This is a genomic window from Enterobacter cloacae complex sp. P29RS, from assembly GCF_014893445.1.
GTDB lineage: Bacteria > Pseudomonadota > Gammaproteobacteria > Enterobacterales > Enterobacteriaceae > Enterobacter > Enterobacter intestinihominis.
Genome location: NZ_JADBPZ010000002.1, coordinates 258,232 through 271,852, shown reverse-complemented (window position 1 = coordinate 271,852; position 13,621 = coordinate 258,232). Strand labels below are relative to the sequence as shown.

Here is a 13,621-nt window from a genome sequence, read left to right as displayed (position 1 = left end):
GTCTCCTCTTCTATGCCAGTTATAACTGTTACCCATGTATCCGGTCTAAAGTGTTACCCATGTTTCCGGTTCATACCCTTCGCTTACCGGGCCTACGATACCGTGTAGGCCGGGTAAGCGGCTTAGTGTTTACCGCATCGCACGTCTCAAAATACGCTCCGCCTGACGCTGGAAGTCAGCGGCCGTCTCTTCCACGGTTTTCTGCCCGTAGTCGATATACTGCAAAGAAGTACCGAACTGCGCCACAATCTGTGGGTCGTCAAAGTATGGCGAGACGGTGAGTTTCGCCGGCAGCGACTGCGCCAGACGCAGGCCTGCCACGGAAGGATCGTCCTCTTTAATGGTGCCGTCTTCAGTCAGATACTGCACCGCTACTTTGCTCAGCGGTACGCCACGCTCAAGGCCCAGCGTATCGACCCCTTCTTTGCTGTTGAGCAGGAAATTAATCAACTTCGCCGCCGCTTCCGGGTTTTTGGTCGACTTACCAATCGACAGCATTTGTGCCGGTTTGAAGAACAGGCCCGCGTCGGTGGCGCCTGGCAGCATTGGGTAGCTGCCCAGCTCCAGTTTCGCCGGTGGCTTCAGGTTGTCGGAATATTTGTTGATGGTGGAGTTCCACATATAGGTGCCGCCCCATTCTCCCTGGATCCACGGCTTCATCTCATACATGTTGCTCTTACCAAATGAGGCATAATATTTGGTGTCCGGCATGACGTGGCTGTCGATCAGCTTTTTGTAGGTCTGGAAGAACTCCACCCACTGTTCCTTTGTGTAGCTGAACTTTTTGGTTTTCTCATCCACCGCAGGAATGTTGTACTTCTGGATCATGTACGAATTAAGCAGCGCCAGCGTATCCTGGTGCTCGAGGATCACCGGGTAGTATTGCTTACCGAGCTTGCTCTCGAAGGTTTTACCGGCTGCCATCAGCTCGTCCCAGGTTTTCGGGTACGCAATACCCGCTTTTTTCCAGGTTTCGTCATTGAAGTAGAACACCCGCGCCGTCACCGAGATCGGAATGCCGTTCAGCTTGCCATCCACGGTGGTGGTTTGCAGCTCTTTGGGATCGAACTGCGACAGGTCGATCACCTCCTTCATTTTGTTCAGATCGTAGAAGCCGTCACCGGTTTTGGAGAAGATCGGCAGCCAGTTCCAGTTCGTCTGCATTACGTCTGGCTCGGTTCCACCCGCAATCTGGGTGGTCAGACGGGAGAGGTGACCGTCCCAGCCGGTGTATTCCGCTTTCACGTTGATGTCCGGGTTCTGCTTATGGAACTCCTCCAGCGCTTTCAGGGTGACCTGGTGACGGCCGTTGCCGCCCCACCAGGACATCCGTAAATCCACATTCTGCGCCATCGATGGCAAAGCGGTAAGGCCCAGGGTCGCGGAGATAGCTGCGCTTAAAAGCACTTTTTTCATTTTTATCACTCCATCAGAGAGAGAGGTTCTGTTCAGTTTTTGCGTCAAAAATATGACACTTATTCATATCAAACGTGAAATACACCTTACGATGAAGCCCCTTATCAATCATTGGTTTAGCTTCATCGGACGGGATTCTGGCGGTCAGTTCGTAGTCCGCGACCTTCAGGTACACAAAGAATTCGTGGCCCATGTTCTCAACGCGCACCATCTCCCCGCTACAGCCGCCGTTCGGGAAGGGCTCATCAGAGAGCGACACAAATTCCGGACGCACGCCGAAGAAGATCTCCTGACCCGCGTAAGCGGCGACTTTCTCCTGCTTCTCCGCGTTCAGCGGCATGCTTTCATCACCAATGGCGATGTGCAGCTGTCCCGCTTTTTCGACCAGCACGCTTTTGCGTATATTCATCTCCGGCGCGCCGATAAAGCCCGCCACGAACATGTTCTTCGGCTTGTGGTAGAGATTGTCCGGCGTATCCACCTGCATGATATGGCCGAGCTTCATCACGCAGATGCGGTCGCCCATGGTCATCGCTTCGGTCTGGTCGTGGGTCACGTAAACGGTGGTGGCCGGTTTTCCGGATTTCTTCAGCTGCTTGTGCAGGTCGGAAATACGGATACGCATCGAGGCGCGCAGTTTGGCGTCGAGGTTTGAAAGCGGCTCATCGAACAGGAACACATCCGGTTTTTTCACAATCGCACGGCCTACCGCCACGCGCTGCGCCTGGCCGCCGGAAAGCTGGCGCGGCAGGCGGTCGAGCAGCTCTTCCAGCTCGAGAATTTTGGCGGCTTCATTCACCTGGGACTCAATCTGATCTTTCGGCAGCTTGCTCAACTTGAGGCCAAAGGCCAGATTCTCGCGCACCGTCATGTGTGGATAGAGGGCGTAGTTCTGGAACACCATCGCAATCCCGCGCTCTTTCGGCGCGAGGTTGTTCACGATCTTGTCGCCGATACGCACCTCGCCGCCGCTGATGGTTTCCAGTCCCGCCAGCATGCGCAGAGTAGTGGATTTGGCGCAGCCGGATGGGCCGACGATCACCATAAATTCACCTTCGGCGATTTTAAGATCGATAGCGTGTACCGCTTTAAAACCGTTGGAGTAGACCTTTTCCAGCTTGTTGAAAATAACTTCAGCCATGGTATTTCCCTCTTAACCTTTAATTCCGCTGCTGGTGACGCCCTGTACGAAGTAGCGCTGTGCCAGGAAGAAGACAATGATGGATGGCAGAATGGAGATGCTCGCCATTGCCAGAATTTCGTTCCACGGCGCCCCTTCGGTGACGTCGATGGACATTTTCAGCGCCAGTGCAATCGGGTATTTATCCACGCTGTAGACATAAATCAGCGGCCCGATAAAGTCGTTCATGGACCACATGAACTGGAACAGGGCGACGGAGATAATGGCCGGTTTAAGGATCGGCACAACCACGTACCACAGCACCTGAAGGGAGTTACAGCCGTCAATCTGCGCCGCCTCTTCCATGTCACGCGGGACGCCGCGCAGGAACTGGATCAGCATGAAGACGAAGAACCCCTGGGTGGCGAAGGCCAGCGGCAGGTACAGCGGCATATAGCTGTTCAGCATGCCCATCTCACGGAACATCAGGTACTGCGGGATCAGCAGCACGGTGCTTGGCAGCAGCATGGTGGTAATGAGCGTGGCGAACCAGAACTTCTTCCACGGGATCTCGAAGCGGGCAAAGCCATACGCCACGATGGTGGAGGAGATAATGGTCAGGATCACTTTCGGGATCACATACTTAAAGGTGTTCAGCATGTAGTGGCCGAAGTTGTACTCGGTGCCGGTTTTCCAGCCGTTGATGAAGCCGTCCCAGGTGGCATGGGCAGGCCACAGGCTCAGGGTGGTGAAGATCTCGTGGTTCGGTTTGAACGACGCGGAGAACATCCACACCAGCGGGTAAAGCATCAGCAGGCCGACAAACAGCAGGATCGCATAGCGAACGGTGGCGTTGATTTTCTCTCTGCGCAGCGTGCGGGCTACTTCGCGTTCGGCGATGCTTCTTGCCGTGGAGAGTTGTTGAATATCAGCCATTTTTGCCTCCTTTATCGGCGGAGTAGAACACCCAGTATTTCGACGACTTAAAGGCGATACCGGCGAAGACGGCCACCACCAGGAACAGGATCCACGCCAGCGCCGCGCCATAACCCATATCGAAATACTTAAACGCGGTGTCGTAGATGTAGAGCGAGAACAGGTAGGTCGAATAGGTCGGCCCGCCGCCGGTGATCACGTACGGCCCGGTAAATTCCTGGAACGCCTGCGTGGTCTGCATGATGAAGTTGAAGAAGATCACCGGCGTAATCAGCGGCACGGTCACCTTCATGAACATCTGCCATTTCGATGCGCCATCGATCATCGCCGCTTCATACTGGGACTGCGGTACGTTTTGCAGCGCGGCCAGGAAGATGACCATCGCGGAACCGAACTGCCAGACGCGCAGCAGGGTAACGGACATTAGTGCCAGTGACGGTTCACCCAGCCAGTTCACCGGGTCAAAACCAAATACGCCGATAAAGCTGTTCAGCAGGCCATCGATGGCAAATAAGGCGCGCCACAATACGGCAATGGCGACGGAACTGCCGAGGATCGACGGAATATAGTAGGCAGTACGGAAAAATCCGATGCCGCGTAATTTAAAGTTCAGGACAAAGGCAATCCCTAATGCGAAGGCGAGCTTTAACGGAATGGTTAAAAATACGTATGCAAAGGTCACGCCCATTGATTTCCAGAAGAGCGTGTCTTCGGTAAACATGTAGCGATAGTTTTCGATGCCGTTAAACACCGGCGGACTCATCAAATCGTAATCCGTAAAGCTGAGGAAAAATGATGAGACGAAGGGGAATGCCGTAAAGAGTATCAACCCGATGATGTAGGGTGATATCCATGCGAGCCCCAGCAGCTTGTTTTCATTCATACATACCTACCTGGCGATCAATGGTTTAAAACGGAATCTGCTTTGTTACATCTTCCCAGGCCCGCATCGCGCGGCATGAGAGCTGAATTTTAGGGTGCAATATCTGGCGTCGGCTAAATATAAAATTGTTTATTAACGCTTTTTTGCCTTCCTCTTTGCGCTAAATGCGTTGGGTTTCAAAAGAGCTGAACCGCCGTTCTTGGATACTAAAACATCGTTTTATTTTATATTATTGCGATTTATTTCTGCGTCATTCGCTTAATGATGGAAATGTGATCAGCGTCGAAACGCTGTTTCAATATAGTGAGGGAGGTGGCATTTTTGCCTTTTCACGGACGTTCGTCGGGGCTGCGAGGAGGCGAGACGAAGCACAAGTGGAAACGGGAAAAACAATAGTCACGCAGCGTGGCTAACTACCAGATCTGATAGCAGGTCTACAGATGTACCAATTCGGCATTCAGATAATTCTTACATTCTTGTATGATTTCTCAAACCGGAACCAGTCAGGCAGAATTTCACTGCATCCTTAAAAGAAGAACAGTTATGTCAGCAATGGATTTCAAACAACATACGGATCTCAACTTTCCTCACTATGCTCCCCCGTCGGTGAGCGCTAAAGAAATAGATCTCCTGGGTCTGCTGGACGTCCTGCTGGCAGCAAAAAAACGCATCATTACCATTGTGTTTGCATTTGCACTGGTCGGCCTGGCAATCGCCTTCCTGATACCGCAAAAATGGACCAGTAAAGCGGTCATTACGCCAGCGGAACAGACGCAGTGGAGTTCGCTGCGCCAGATGATGGTGACGCTGCAGGTGCTTGATGTGGACGTTAAAGTTACCCGTGCGGATGTATTTAATCTGTTTATCAAAAAGTTTCAGTCTCAGTCCCTGCTTGAAGAGTACATGAAGAGCTCTCCTTACGTGATGGCTCAGCTCGATGGCGCCGAGGTTGACCCGCTGGAGCTGCACCGCGCGGTGGTCAATATCGCCGAAAAGATGAAGGCTATTGATAACACCCAGGAAAAAAATGCTGATAAAGCACCGTATCTCTCCTGGACGTTAAGCTTCACTGCCCCAACGGCAGAGGACGCGCAGAAAGTGTTGAATGGTTACATTCAGTACATTTCCCGCATCGTCGAGCAGGAGACCATGCAAAACATCCGCGATCAGCTGATCCTGAGAACCAAAACGGTTCAGCAGCAGCTGGAGCTGGATCGGGTTCGACTGACCAATATCCACAATACCAACCTGCAACGCCTTAACTACTCGCTGGAAGTGGCGAACGCGGCAGGGATCAAAAAGCCGGTTTACAGTAACGGACAAGCGGTGAAAGACGATCCGGATTACTCCGTCGCGCTCGGCGCGGACGGGATTGCGCAGAAATTGCAGATTGAAAAAAATCTGAAGGATGTTTCTGAGCTGAACGCCGATTTCCAGAACCGCGAATACTATCTGGCGCAGCTGCAAAAACTCTCCTTCGAAGACGTGAGCCTGGAGCCGTTCAAATACCAGCTCTCTCCTTCTATGCCGGTGAAAAAAGATGGCCCGGGCAAAGCACTGATCGTGCTGCTGGCGGGTATTCTGGGTGGGCTGTTCGCCTGTGGCAGCGTGCTGCTGCGCGAAGCAATGCGCTCCCGCAACCCGCTGCCGGAACAACTTCCTGAGCCGGTTACGGAATAACATGAAAAAAGGCGCTCTGATGAGCGCCTTTTTTTATTTCAGGAAATCCTCGCGTACCGGCGTAAAGGTATCCAGCAAGGTGCCGGGTTTGAGGCAAACGCAGCCGTGCATCACGTGCGGCTTTTTATAGAGAGTGTCGCCCGCCGTCACCACATGCTTTTCCTCGCCAATGGTGAACTCAAATTCCCCCGAGAGAACGTAGGTGAGCTGCTCATGCGGGTGGTTATGCAGCGGGCCAATCGCACCTTGCTCGAAATTCACTTCCACCGCCATCATCCTGCCGTCGTGCGCCAGAATACGACGCGTCACGCCGTTGCCCAAATCCTCAAGCGTGGTCTCTTTATGGAAAATAAACATATTTTCGCCCTGTTATGTAATGAAACATTGTTTCATTTAACTTATCTCAGCCGCAGCGAAAAGAAAACGTTTAGCCAAATAACTGGAAAGGCGATCACAAGTTTGCTTCACTGGGTGAAACGTACAGGAGGAAAGATGAAAACGATCGGTCTGTTAGGGGGCATGAGCTGGGAATCAACGATCCCGTACTACCGCCTGATTAATGAAGGCGTCAAACAGCGTCTGGGCGGTCTGCATTCGGCCAGCCTGCTGCTGCACAGCGTGGATTTCCATGAAATAGAAGCCTGCCAGTCGAGCGGGGAGTGGGACAAAGCCGGGCAAATACTGGCAGACGCCGCACTTGGCCTGGAGCGTGCGGGCGCGCAGGGTATTCTGCTGTGTACCAACACCATGCATAAGGTGGCGTCGCATATTGAAGACCGCTGTTCGCTGCCGTTCTTACATATCGCGGATGCCACCGGGCGTGCCATACGTGCCGCCGGCATGACGCGCGTGGCGCTGCTGGGGACGCGCTACACCATGGAGCAGGATTTTTACCGCGGGCGGCTGAGTAGCCAGTTCGGGATTGAAAGCCTGATCCCGGAGGAGGCAGACCGGGCGCGCATTAACCAGATTATTTTTGATGAACTGTGCCTCGGCACCTTCAGCGAAGCTTCGCGCGCCTGGTATGTCAGCGTGATGGAGAAACTGGCGCAGCAGGGGGCGGAAGGGGTCATCTTCGGCTGTACCGAAATTGGCCTGCTGGTGCCGGCAGACCGAAGCCCGATACCGGTCTTCGATACCGCCGCCATCCATGCCGCGGATGCGGTGGAGTTTATGCTGTCATAAAGGTTTTTGCAGGTCAGGTAAGCGAAGCGCCACCTGACGCGCGTACGCAATCAGGTGTTCACTAAAGGCATCAACCAGCGCTGAGGCGGGCCGGTGCAGCGGGCGGATCAGGCTTACGGTAAAGGGAACGGAAACGCTAAAACGGCGCAGAACCACGCCGCTGCTGGCGTAGTCCATAGCCGTGAGCGGGTTCACCACCGAAATACCCACGCCCGCGCGCACCATCGCGCAAATTGATGCCGCACTGTGCGTTTCCATCACCATCCGCCGCTTCACCTGATGTTCGGCAAACAGGCCATCCAGAAGCTGCCGGTAGCTGTCGGTCTGCGACAGGCTGATATAGTTCTCACCGTGAAAATCTGCCGGGGTCAGAACTGCTTTGAAAGCAAGCGGGTGGCTGGCAGGCAGCACGCAGACCTCATCCAGCGAGAGCAGCTCCGTGCGTTCCGTTCCCGCTGGCGTGACGAGGGTTTCGGTCAGACCCAGATCGTGGCGCTGGGCCGAAAGCCACTCCTCCAGCAGCGGCGACTCCTGCGGCACGATGGTCAGGCTGACCTCCGGATAGCGGGCCAGAAACGGCTGTAGCAGTACCGGCAGGAATGACTGAGAAAAGACCGGCAGGCAGACGATGGACAGCTCGCCCTGGCGAAACTCCCTCAGGCTCTCCGCCGCGCTCACGATCCTGTCCAGCCCGTACCAGGAGCGCTGAACCTCCTCAAAAAGACGTAAACCCTGCACCGTTGGATGCAGCCTGCCGCGGGTGCGTTCAAACAGCTTCAGCCCCAGCACTTTCTCAAAACGCGCCAGCTCGCGGCTGACCGTCGGCTGCGAGGTGAGCAGCATCTGCGCGGCTTCAGTGAGATTGCCGGTGGTCATCACCGCATGAAAAATCTCGATATGGCGTAGGTTAACGGCGGGCATAGGGCACCTGATGGCTGAGCGTGGTCCATATCATTTTTGCATAGACTCACGATAAAACGATATTTTTTATTCTCTTCAGGCTATGGCGTAATGATAAAAAACAGAATACCGGAGACGACCATGCCACGCCCGCTCAACCAGACCGAAACCGATTTAAACGCCGATAACCTGCTGCGCCTGCCTGCCGAATTCGGCTGTCCGGTGTGGGTCTACGATGCGCAGATTGTTCGCGAGAAAATCGCCGCGCTGCATCAGTTTGACGTGGTGCGTTTTGCGCAGAAGGCCTGCTCCAATATTCATATTCTGCGCCTGATGCGCGAGCAGGGCGTGAAGGTTGACTCCGTATCGCTGGGTGAAATCGAACGTGCGCTGGCGGCCGGGTTTGATCCAAAGGCCGATAGCGACGCGATCGTCTTCACCGCTGACCTGATAGACGACGCCACGCTGGCGCGCGTGCACGAGCTGCAAATCCCGGTGAATGCCGGTTCGGTGGATATGCTGGAACAGCTTGGGCAGGTTTCCCCGGGCCATCGCGTCTGGCTGCGCATCAACCCGGGCTTTGGTCACGGTCACAGTCAGAAAACCAACACCGGGGGCGAAAACAGCAAGCACGGGATTTGGTATGCCGATATGCCTGCGGCGCTGGAGGTTTTACAACGTTACAACCTTAAGCTGGTGGGTATTCACATGCATATCGGATCCGGCGTGGATTATGGCCATCTTGAGCAGGTCTGTGGCGCGATGGTGCGTCAGGTTATCGATTTTGGCCAAGATCTGGAGGCGATCTCCGCCGGGGGAGGGCTTTCGATCCCTTACCGCGAAGGGGAGGAGGCGATCGACACGGATCACTATTACGGCCTGTGGAGCGCCGCGCGTGACAGCATCGCCGCTCATCTGGGCCATGCGGTGAAGCTGGAGATTGAGCCGGGTCGTTTCCTGGTCGCCGAAGCTGGCGTGCTGGTGGCGCAGGTGCGGAGCGTGAAGGAGATGGGAAGCCGTCACTTTGTGCTGATTGATGCTGGCTTCAACGACCTGATGCGCCCGTCCATGTACGGCAGCTATCATCACATCACCGCGCTTGCCGCCGATGGCCGCGATCTGGTCAACGCCCCGCGCATCGAGACCGTTGTTGCCGGCCCGCTGTGTGAATCCGGTGACGTCTTTACTCAGCAGGAAGGCGGGAAAGTCGAAACCCGTTCGCTGCCAGAGGTAAAACCGGGAGATTATCTGGTGCTGCATGATACCGGTGCGTACGGGGCGTCTATGTCTTCGAACTACAATAGCCGTCCGCTGCTGCCGGAAGTGCTGTTTGATAACGGCGTGGCGCGGCTGATTCGCCGTCGCCAGACCATTCAGGAATTGCTGGCGTTAGAGCTGGTCTGATTAAACCAGGGGCCTGTTGTCACCGAATCGCGTAACACCAGCGTGCCGGTGAACGGTGGGATCGCTTCAACCGGCTGGTTTTTTGCCAGCCGGATCGCCTGGTCGATCGCCGTCACGATCATGTTGTCGATCGGCAAATACACCGACGACAGGGCAGGCTCCAGCCACTTTGCGCTGGGGGCATCGTCAAAACCAAACAGCGAAATATCCTGCGGGATCTTCAGCCCGGCCTGGTGTAATGCTTTGGAGGCGCCCAGGGCCATATCATCATTACAGGCAAACAGGGCGCTGAACGATGTCTTTTCCGCAATCAGCTCCTTGCACAGCTCGTAACCCCGCGTCATGCCTGCATCGCCGTATTTAATCCGCCGCTCATCGAGACGAATACCGTGCTTCTCCAGCGCCTTACGGTAGCCCATCAGCCGCGATTTACCCGTTGGGGTGTGGATCGGGACGGTGATACAGGCGATCTCCCGATGGCCCTGGCTTATCAGGTAATCCACCGCTTTGAAGGCTGCGTCCTGCTGTTCAAAGAAGACGCAGCGATCCGCCGCCTGGCTCACTTCGCGGTTAATGATCACCAGCGGCGTCTGCACGCTGTTGATCAGCTTCAGGATCGTCTTTTCGCTCATGTAACGCGTGTACAGCACGATGGCGTCGCACTTGCGGTCGGCGAGCATCTGCACCGCCAGTTCTTCCTGTTCAGGGGCATCGTGACCGTCGGTAACAATCAGCTGTTTACCGTGCGTTTCGGTCTGCCGTGACGCCTGCTGTAGCAAACGACCAAAGTAAAAACCGTCGAACGTCGAGACGACCAGACCGATGCTGTTGCTGGTCTGGTTAGCCAGCGAGCGCGCGAGAAAGTTCGGACGATAGCCCAGCTCCTCCATCGCGCGAAATACCTGCTGGCGCGTGCTCTCTTTAACCTGACCCGTGCCGTTCAGCACGCGCGAAACGGTGGCCTTCGACACGCCCGCACGCAGTGAGACATCCAGCATTGTTGCCATTCGAAATTCCTGTTTCCACGTAATGGTTTGCAGTTTAACACAGACCATCCGGCGCATAAGCGACGTGGGAAGGACAAAACCCCATAACGATCACGCTTTTCAGTAACGATCCTCGCCCGCGGAATAAATGCCTGTCATTGGTATACCAAAATGGTGATAAATCATAATCTGGAATACCTCTAACGGCGTTGGGAGCTTAATCACAGAACAAATCGCCTGTGGACGCTATTTTTGGCATACCAATAGTATCCGGCTGTACACCTTATTCAATAAAAGCCCTTTTACTGAGGTATTACCCTATGGCATTTCAGGAAAAACTGATCGACGCTCTGGGCAGTTTTGCCACTACCTTCAACAGCTATCGCTATATCCAGGCGATCAAGTCTGCGTTTATTACCTTAATGCCAGTCATCATAGTGGGGGCGTTCTCGGTATTGATCTCCAATATGGTGCTGGATCCGAAAAACGGTCTGGCGAGCTTTCAGTCGCTGTCGTTTCTCGCGGCCTTAAAGCCGATCACCAGCGCGCTCAACTACGCCACGCTGAACTTTCTCAACATCGGCGCGGTGTTTTTAATCGGCATTGAGCTGGGGCGTATTAACGGCATTAAGTCCCTGTTCCCCGGCCTGCTGGCGGTGATCTGCTTTATCTGCGTGACGCCGACCACGGTGGAAATGCTGGTGGACGGTGAGATGCACGTGGTGAAAGATGTGCTGCTGCGCCAGTTCTCAGATACCCGCAGCCTGTTCCTCGGTATGTTTATCGCCATCCTGTCGGTGGAGATCTACTGCTGGCTGGAAAACCGCAAGGGGCTGAAAATCAGGATGCCGGACACGGTGCCGCCGAACGTTGCCGCGTCGTTCTCTGCGCTGATCCCGGCCATTATCACCACCACCGCCATCGCCACCTTTGGCTTCGTGTTTCATCAGATTACCGGCATGTATCTCTACGACGCGGTATACCAGGTGGTGCAACAGCCGCTGGAGCGCGTGGTGCAAAGCCTGCCGGGGATCCTTCTGCTGATGTTTGTCGCCCAGCTGTTCTGGGTGATTGGTATTCACGGCAACCAGATGATCAAGCCGATCCGCGAGCCGCTGCTGCTGGGGGCAATCACCGTTAACATGAGCGCGTTCGAGCAGGGCAAAGAGGTGCCAAACATCATCACCATGCCGTTCTGGGACGTCTATATGAGCATCGGCGGCTCCGGCCTGACCATCGGCCTGCTGATAGCCGTCATGATTGCCACCAAACGTAAAGAGATGAAGGAGATAGCCAAGCTCTCCATCGGGCCGGGTATTTTTAATATCAATGAGCCGGTGATCTTCGGTATGCCAATCATGCTCAACCCGATCCTGGCTATCCCCTTCATCATCACGCCGCTGGTGACGGGCTCGATTGGCTATTTTGCCACCGTGACCGGATTTGCCGGGAAAGCCGTGGTAATGGTGCCCTGGACCACGCCGCCGCTGATCAACGCCTGGCTGTCAACGGCGGGCTCCATGGGGGCGGTCATCACCCAGTTTATCTGCATCGTGACCGCGGTGATTATCTATCTGCCGTTTGTGAAAATTGCTTCACGCCGCGCAGAGCAGGCCGCACTGCAACAAGCCACCGATAACGCATGAGGATACGATGAGCACAAAACAGATAGCCATACCGCAAGATTTTATTCTGGGCGCGGCGGCATCGGCCTGGCAGACCGAGGGCTGGAGCGGCAAAAAGCCGGGGCAGGATTCGTGGATCGATCTCTGGTACATGAACGATCGTCACGTCTGGCATAACGGCTATGGTCCGGCGGTGGCAACCGACTTTATCAATCGCTTCCGCGAAGATGTAGCGCTGATGAAGCAGGCGGGACTGACGCACTATCGCACCTCGATCAACTGGTCGCGCTTTTTAACCGACTATGAAAATGCGACGGTAGATGAAGAGTACGCCGCGTATTACGACGCGCTGTTCGATGAAATGCACCGTCAGGGCATTGAGCCGATGATCTGCCTGGAACACTACGAATTGCCGGGCGTGCTGCTGGAGACCTACGGCGGCTGGGCGTCAAAGCACGTCGTCGAGCTGTTCGTTCGCTATGCAGAAAAGGTATTTGAGCGCTTTCACGGCAAAGTCACCCGCTGGTTTACCTTCAACGAACCGATTGTGGTTCAGACGCGCGTCTACCTTGACGCGCTGCGCTGGCCCTATGAGCAGAGCACCAGCACCTGGATGCAGTGGAACCACCATAAGGTGCTGGCGACGGCGAAAGTGGTGAAGCTGTTTCGCGAGAAAGGGTATGACGGCACGGTGGGCTGTATTCTTAACCCGGAAGTGACCTATCCGCGCTCCCGCGCGCCGCATGACGTGCGAGCGGCAGAGATGTACGATCTGTTCTACAACCGCGTCTTTCTCGACCCGCTGGTGCACGGGCGCTATCCGCAGGCGCTCTTTACCCTGCTGGCGCAGCATCAGGTGCAGTGGGACTACACGGCTGACGAGCTGGCGCTGATTGCCGACAACACCGTCGATGAGCTGGGCATTAACCTCTATTACCCGCATCGCGTCAAAGCCCCGTCCCGCGCCTGGCACCCGGAGACGCCGTTCCATCCGGCGTACTACTACGAGCCGTTTGAGCTGCCCGGACGGCGAATGAACACCTCCCGCGGCTGGGAGATCTTTCCGCGCATTATTTACGACATGGCGATGCGGATTAAAAACGACTATCGCAACATTGACTGGTTTGTGGCGGAAAGCGGGATGGGCGTGGAGAACGAAGCGCAGTATCGCAATCGTGACGGCGTCATTGACGACACGTACCGCATCGCGTTTATCAGCGAACATCTCTACTACACGCTGCTGGCGCGGGAGGCGGGGGCGAACTGTCACGGTTATATGCTGTGGGCCTTCACCGACAATGTCTCCCCGATGAACGCGTTTAAAAACCGCTACGGGCTGATTGAGATCGACCTTGAAAATCAACGCGCACGGCGGGCAAAGAAATCAGCGTCCTGGTTCCGCCAGCTGCGCGATGAGCGTGTGCTGACGCTCAGGGTAGACGATGAATGGAAGTAAGCCTTCTGGTAAAATAGCGCACAAACTGGC

At 55.2% G+C, this 13,621-nt stretch carries 12 protein-coding genes; 5 read left to right on the top strand and 7 right to left on the bottom strand.

Translation table 11 applies throughout. The annotated features are described in order from the left end of the window. Nucleotides 1-129: 129 nt before the first annotated feature. Genes IM282_RS02815 through IM282_RS02800 form a run of 4 tightly spaced genes read right to left on the bottom strand, consistent with a single transcriptional unit; the run spans nt 130 to nt 4,355 of the window. Complete coding sequence (locus IM282_RS02815; protein WP_032626062.1) at nt 130-1,416, bottom strand: ABC transporter substrate-binding protein; 1,287 nt, start codon at nt 1,414-1,416, stop codon at nt 130-132. 13 nt (nt 1,417-1,429) lie between these two features. After that, the gene (locus tag IM282_RS02810; RefSeq protein WP_023306863.1) at nt 1,430-2,557 is read right to left on the bottom strand and encodes an ABC transporter ATP-binding protein; all 1,128 of its coding nucleotides are present in this window, start codon (nt 2,555-2,557) and stop codon (nt 1,430-1,432) included. Between the two features lie 12 nt (nt 2,558-2,569). Continuing rightward, entirely contained in the window at nt 2,570-3,472 is a 903-nt protein-coding gene (locus tag IM282_RS02805) for a carbohydrate ABC transporter permease (protein WP_022649251.1), read from the bottom strand. Continuing rightward, nucleotides 3,465-4,355 (bottom strand): carbohydrate ABC transporter permease, encoded by an 891-nt coding sequence (locus IM282_RS02800; RefSeq protein WP_003862825.1) that lies wholly within the window; start codon nt 4,353-4,355, stop codon nt 3,465-3,467. Before IM282_RS02800 ends, IM282_RS02805 begins: the two co-directional genes overlap by 8 nt. Before the next feature lie 543 nt (nt 4,356-4,898). Here IM282_RS02800 and wzz(fepE) point away from each other — a divergent pair. Then, nucleotides 4,899-6,035 carry an LPS O-antigen length regulator Wzz(fepE) gene (wzz(fepE), locus tag IM282_RS02795; protein WP_192970095.1) on the top strand — a complete coding sequence of 379 codons (1,137 nt, stop codon included), beginning with the start codon at nt 4,899-4,901 and terminating at the stop codon, nt 6,033-6,035. 33 nt (nt 6,036-6,068) lie between these two features. On the opposite strand, the gene IM282_RS02790 is transcribed toward wzz(fepE), so the two are convergent. After that, complete coding sequence (locus IM282_RS02790) at nt 6,069-6,392, bottom strand: cupin domain-containing protein (protein WP_022649249.1); 324 nt, start codon at nt 6,390-6,392, stop codon at nt 6,069-6,071. 135 nt (nt 6,393-6,527) lie between these two features. Here IM282_RS02790 and IM282_RS02785 point away from each other — a divergent pair, with 135 nt between their 5' ends. Continuing rightward, nucleotides 6,528-7,220: an aspartate/glutamate racemase gene (locus tag IM282_RS02785; RefSeq protein ID WP_192970094.1), complete on the top strand. Its 693-nt coding sequence runs from the start codon at nt 6,528-6,530 to the stop codon at nt 7,218-7,220. Here IM282_RS02785 and IM282_RS02780 read toward each other — a convergent pair. Then, complete coding sequence (locus IM282_RS02780) at nt 7,215-8,141, bottom strand: LysR family transcriptional regulator (RefSeq protein WP_192970093.1); 927 nt, start codon at nt 8,139-8,141, stop codon at nt 7,215-7,217. The two genes, IM282_RS02785 and IM282_RS02780, sit on opposite strands and share 6 nt — an antisense overlap. A 120-nt stretch (nt 8,142-8,261) precedes the next feature. Here IM282_RS02780 and lysA point away from each other — a divergent pair, with 120 nt between their 5' ends. Further along, entirely contained in the window at nt 8,262-9,524 is a 1,263-nt protein-coding gene (gene lysA, locus IM282_RS02775; RefSeq protein WP_017692727.1) for a diaminopimelate decarboxylase, read from the top strand. On the opposite strand, the gene IM282_RS02770 is transcribed toward lysA, so the two are convergent. After that, nucleotides 9,494-10,531 carry a LacI family DNA-binding transcriptional regulator gene (locus tag IM282_RS02770; RefSeq protein ID WP_155025161.1) on the bottom strand — a complete coding sequence of 346 codons (1,038 nt, stop codon included), beginning with the start codon at nt 10,529-10,531 and terminating at the stop codon, nt 9,494-9,496. The two genes, lysA and IM282_RS02770, sit on opposite strands and share 31 nt — an antisense overlap. A 299-nt stretch (nt 10,532-10,830) precedes the next feature. Here IM282_RS02770 and IM282_RS02765 point away from each other — a divergent pair, with 299 nt between their 5' ends. Together IM282_RS02765 and IM282_RS02760 are read left to right on the top strand one after the other, a co-directional pair. Next, nucleotides 10,831-12,156, top strand: coding sequence for a PTS sugar transporter subunit IIC (locus IM282_RS02765; RefSeq protein WP_003862812.1), 1,326 nt, complete (start codon nt 10,831-10,833; stop codon nt 12,154-12,156). A 7-nt stretch (nt 12,157-12,163) separates the two neighbouring features. After that, entirely contained in the window at nt 12,164-13,591 is a 1,428-nt protein-coding gene (locus tag IM282_RS02760) for a glycoside hydrolase family 1 protein (protein WP_023298517.1), read from the top strand. The last annotated feature ends 30 nt before the right edge of the window (nt 13,592-13,621 follow it).

What these genes read in the sequence shown, in the direction of transcription:
- IM282_RS02810 (WP_023306863.1), bottom strand. Translation starts at nt 2,557, where the DNA reads ATGGCTGAAGTTATTTTCAACAAGCTGGAAAAGGTCTACTCCAACGGT.
- IM282_RS02785 (WP_192970094.1), top strand. Translation starts at nt 6,528, where the DNA reads ATGAAAACGATCGGTCTGTTAGGGGGCATGAGCTGGGAATCAACGATC.
- IM282_RS02790 (WP_022649249.1), bottom strand. Translation starts at nt 6,392, where the DNA reads ATGTTTATTTTCCATAAAGAGACCACGCTTGAGGATTTGGGCAACGGC.
- IM282_RS02800 (WP_003862825.1), bottom strand. Translation starts at nt 4,355, where the DNA reads ATGAATGAAAACAAGCTGCTGGGGCTCGCATGGATATCACCCTACATC.
- IM282_RS02780 (WP_192970093.1), bottom strand. Translation starts at nt 8,141, where the DNA reads ATGCCCGCCGTTAACCTACGCCATATCGAGATTTTTCATGCGGTGATG.
- IM282_RS02815 (WP_032626062.1), bottom strand. Translation starts at nt 1,416, where the DNA reads ATGAAAAAAGTGCTTTTAAGCGCAGCTATCTCCGCGACCCTGGGCCTT.
- IM282_RS02760 (WP_023298517.1), top strand. Translation starts at nt 12,164, where the DNA reads ATGAGCACAAAACAGATAGCCATACCGCAAGATTTTATTCTGGGCGCG.
- IM282_RS02765 (WP_003862812.1), top strand. Translation starts at nt 10,831, where the DNA reads ATGGCATTTCAGGAAAAACTGATCGACGCTCTGGGCAGTTTTGCCACT.
- lysA (WP_017692727.1), top strand. Translation starts at nt 8,262, where the DNA reads ATGCCACGCCCGCTCAACCAGACCGAAACCGATTTAAACGCCGATAAC.
- IM282_RS02770 (WP_155025161.1), bottom strand. Translation starts at nt 10,531, where the DNA reads ATGGCAACAATGCTGGATGTCTCACTGCGTGCGGGCGTGTCGAAGGCC.
- IM282_RS02805 (WP_022649251.1), bottom strand. Translation starts at nt 3,472, where the DNA reads ATGGCTGATATTCAACAACTCTCCACGGCAAGAAGCATCGCCGAACGC.